The sequence below is a fragment of the Moorena sp. SIO3H5 genome, assembly GCF_010692395.1.
Classification (GTDB): Bacteria; Cyanobacteriota; Cyanobacteriia; order Cyanobacteriales; family Coleofasciculaceae; genus Moorena.
Map to the genome: position 1 here is coordinate 1 of NZ_JAAHHS010000584.1, position 3,651 is coordinate 3,651.

The 3,651-nt window shown below is 41.8% G+C and carries 4 protein-coding genes; 3 read left to right on the top strand and 1 reads right to left on the bottom strand.

What is annotated here, in order from left to right:
- The 3 genes from F6K52_RS33920 to F6K52_RS33930 all read left to right on the top strand — a co-directional run.
- A partial coding sequence (locus F6K52_RS33920; protein ID WP_293089212.1) for a SagB/ThcOx family dehydrogenase occupies positions 1-814 on the top strand: 814 nt, incomplete at its 5' end.
- 129 nt (positions 815-943) lie between these two features.
- Positions 944-1,270: a hypothetical protein gene (locus tag F6K52_RS33925; RefSeq protein WP_293089214.1), complete on the top strand. Its 327-nt coding sequence runs from the start codon at positions 944-946 to the stop codon at positions 1,268-1,270.
- Between the two features lie 522 nt (positions 1,271-1,792).
- A complete protein-coding gene (locus tag F6K52_RS33930) occupies positions 1,793-2,068 on the top strand; it encodes a hypothetical protein (protein ID WP_293089216.1) in 276 nt (91 codons plus the stop codon).
- A gap of 1,331 nt (positions 2,069-3,399) precedes the next feature.
- Here the strand turns inward: F6K52_RS33930 and F6K52_RS33935 are convergent.
- Entirely contained in the window at positions 3,400-3,585 is a 186-nt protein-coding gene (locus F6K52_RS33935; protein ID WP_293089218.1) for a hypothetical protein, read from the bottom strand.
- Positions 3,586-3,651: the final 66 nt, after the last annotated feature.

Below are 3,651 nucleotides of genomic sequence, written 5' to 3' on the forward strand. Positions count from 1 at the left end.
GTTAGCATCTCCTACTGAGGTTAAGTACCCAGACATTCCAGATGGCGAATTATTGGGTTATTTGCACCGCGCTACGGAAATTAAAGACGGTGGTGATTGGAAAGCTAAGGATAATAATTTAAAGAGTACAGAAATTGACCAGCAGTTAGAAGACAAGTACAATTTTCCGTTTTGTGATAAAGTTTCAATGGCTACAAATCCCATAGATTGGGGGGAGTTAACCATAGAAGGTAATGCTCCGAAAGCATGTTTAGATACTATTCTAAAACGACGCTCTACCCGAGCTTATAGTGCAGCTAATCTGACCTTGGATGAGCTAAAAGCGCTTCTGGATTTTACCTACCAACCTCAGCATTACATTGAGCAAGGGTTAGATGGAACACCAGATTATTTTGATTTAAGTTTAATCGAAACATTTATAGCAGTATCTGGGGTAAATGATCTAGAAGAAGGCTGCTATTATTACGCCCCTAACGCTCAAGAATTGCGGCAAATTCGCTTTAAAAACTTCCGGCAGGAATTGCATTTTCTCTGTTTAGGGCAAGATTTGGGTCGAGATGCCAGAGCAGTGGTGTTCCACACCGCAGACTTACAAAAAGCAGTGGCTCGATTAGGCGATCGCGCTTACCGTTACCTACACATGGATGCTGGTCATCTAGGACAGCGGCTCAATCTAGCAGCTATTTACTTGGGTTTAGGAGTAAGTGGTATTGGTGGCTTCTTTGATGACCAGGTCAATGAAGTTTTGGGTATTCCTGTTGATGAAGCGGTTGTTTATATTACGACTTTGGGGCGTCCTAGAACACGGTTTTGAGGAGTAGGGAGTAGGGAGTAGGGAGTAGGGAGTAGGGAGTAGGGAGTAGGGAGTAGGGAGTAGGGAGTAGGGAGGTGGGGAGATGGGGAGAATTATATTATTCTTTCTCAAGTAGAATGGGCATCAGGCGTGGAATGGGCATCTTGCCCGTTATCAATATTTTCTCGCTTCCTCTACACGTCCCGATTCCCGATTCCCGATTCCCCACTCCCCTCTTTAAAAAGAAAACCCCAACTAGGTGCCACCCTTTGTAGCAAGCTCTACCGCTGGGGTTTCTCAGAAGGAATCAAATTTGTCAAAAAAGTCTTACAAGGGAAAGAGGTCGGTGCTGGCGTGCCAGGTAACGGAAGACCCGGAAGTGGCCAGGGTTTCCGGTCAATAAATTGGCTGCCAATCGACCGCCGACGCCCACGGAAAAAGACTTTTGACATAAGGTCGATGTTTTGCGTTTGCTAGGAGGGGTAATTGTCGGGCCCGCACAGACGGCATCCCCAAAATGTATTTTTAGCTTTCCAATCGTACCACCAAAAACCAGGTCTATACCCGCCTTTTACCTTTTTTTCCACCTGAGAAGACAACAGTTGGAGGTCGGTTTCTAGGCTTGGTCTGGTTTCTATAATATCTAGGATCTTTATCTTTTCTTTCATGTACAATCCCTCATCAGCTTAGTGTAATCTGTGCTCTATGAAAAGAGTAAAATCGCAGAGAAAGAGAAGTCAAGGCTTTTTTAATATTTTTATTTCCAATTTAAGATTTTTTTTAGTTTTAAACCGGTATAATTTTAAGAAGGTTTAGTTGAAATTGGAGAGGAAAAGAAGTCAAGGCTTTTTTTACATTTTTAGTTTGTTAAGCATTTTTTTTGAATCCGGTTTAATTTCAGCAATTTTTTTTAGTTCAATATGTGCCAATATATAGCATGCTTTTTAAAATTAAAGCATTATATTTTAATGAAAAAATATAAAAATATGTATATTTTTGTTGTTGTATAAATGGGGGATAATTTTAATAGTCCAAGTAGAATGGGCATCTTGCCCGTTATCAATATTTTCTCGCTTCCTCTACACTTCCCGATTCTGTCAGTCTCCGATCAATCCCGATTCCCGATTCCCGATTCCCGATTCCCGATTCCCCTCTTTAAACACAAAACCCCAACTAGGTGCCACGCTTTGTAGCAAACTCCTTGCTGGGGTTTCTCAGAAGGAATCATATTTGTCAAAAAAGTCTTACAAGGGAAAGAGGTCGGTGGCGTGGTAACCGAGACCGGTGAAGTAGCCAGGGTTTCCGGTCAATTAAGCCGTGCCAATCGACCGCCGACGCCCACGGAAAAAGACTTTTGACGCTTTGGTCGATGTTTTGCTATGTTAGCTATCTGAGTTATCTTTATTGCAAAAATTGCAATGGCCACCACCATTATATATAAATCCTCCACTACCCCACCCTCCAAGGACCATTATTTGGTCGTCTAGTGACAACGTATTGAGGAGGTCGGTTTCTTGGCTTGGTCTGGTTTCTAGATCGTAGATCTTGATCTTTTCTTTCATGTGTACTCCAAATCAGCTTAGTGTAATCTGTGCTCTTTAACGAGAGTAAAATCGCAGAGGAAGAGAAGTCAAGGCTTTTTTCACATTTTTCTTTAGTTAAGCAAAAGCTGGTGTAATTTCAGCAATTTTTTAAGTTATTATAATGGTGCCACTTTATGGCACATATTAGTTACATTAAAGCCATAAAATGTAAGGTTTACAGCGATTCAATCAGCCTTCAAAATTAGCTCAGTAAGGGGTACACCAGAGTCAGATTAGGTAACAATAGGGGAATCGGGAATCGGAAGATAGGGAGATGGGGAGAATTGTAGAATGGGCATCTTGCCCGTTATCAATATTTGTAGAATGGGCATCTTGCCCGTTATCAATATTTTCCCTTCCCGATTCTGTCAGTTTCCGATGAATCCCGATTCCCTTCTTTCAACAGAAAACCCCAACTAGGTGCCACCCTTTGTAGCAAGCTCTACCGCTGGGGTTTCTCTTACGGAATCAAATTTGTCAAAAAAGTCTCATAAAAGGAAGAGGTCGGTGGCGTGGTAACGGAAGACCCGGAAGTAGCCAGGGTTTCCGGTCAGTTTATTGCTGCTAATCGACCGCCCACCACCGATAAAAAAGACTTTTGACGCTTTGGTCGATGTGTTGCTTTGCTAGAAGAAAAGATCACGCCAAAAATCACGACGCACTTGACGCCACGTACTCTTAATCTGACGTTTTACTAGTAATTTTGGCCATGGGATAATAAAAAGTCCGCCTTTTACCTTTTTTTCCTCCTCGTATGACAGCTTTCTTAGGAGGTCGGTTTCTTGGCTTAGTCTGGTTTCTAGATCGTTGATCTGGATCAAATCTTTCATGTACATCAAATCAGCTGAGTGTAATCTGTGCTCTGTAAGAATCGTCAAATATCTGAGGAAGAGACGTCAAGGCTTTTTTAACGTTTTTTGATAATTTAATGGAAAATTTTTAATTACTTTTTTCTTTTTTATTTCTTTCTTACACGTTAAGCAATAAATAATTTAATCTATTATTATATTGAATAGATTTAGATTAGGTAACAATTAATAGGTGCTTTATACGGGAGTCGGGAATCGGGAATCGGGAGTCGGGAGATGGGGAGATGGGGAGATGGGGAGATGGGGAGAATCGGGAATCGGGAATCGGGAATCGGGAATCGGGAATCGGGAATCGGGAAATCGGGAGAATCTCTAGCTTTGAAACAAAAGCGACACCCAAGCTATTACCGCTTGGGTGTCGCTTTTTCTATGCCTGCCAGGCCTTATGTATAGCGCTATAGATAAA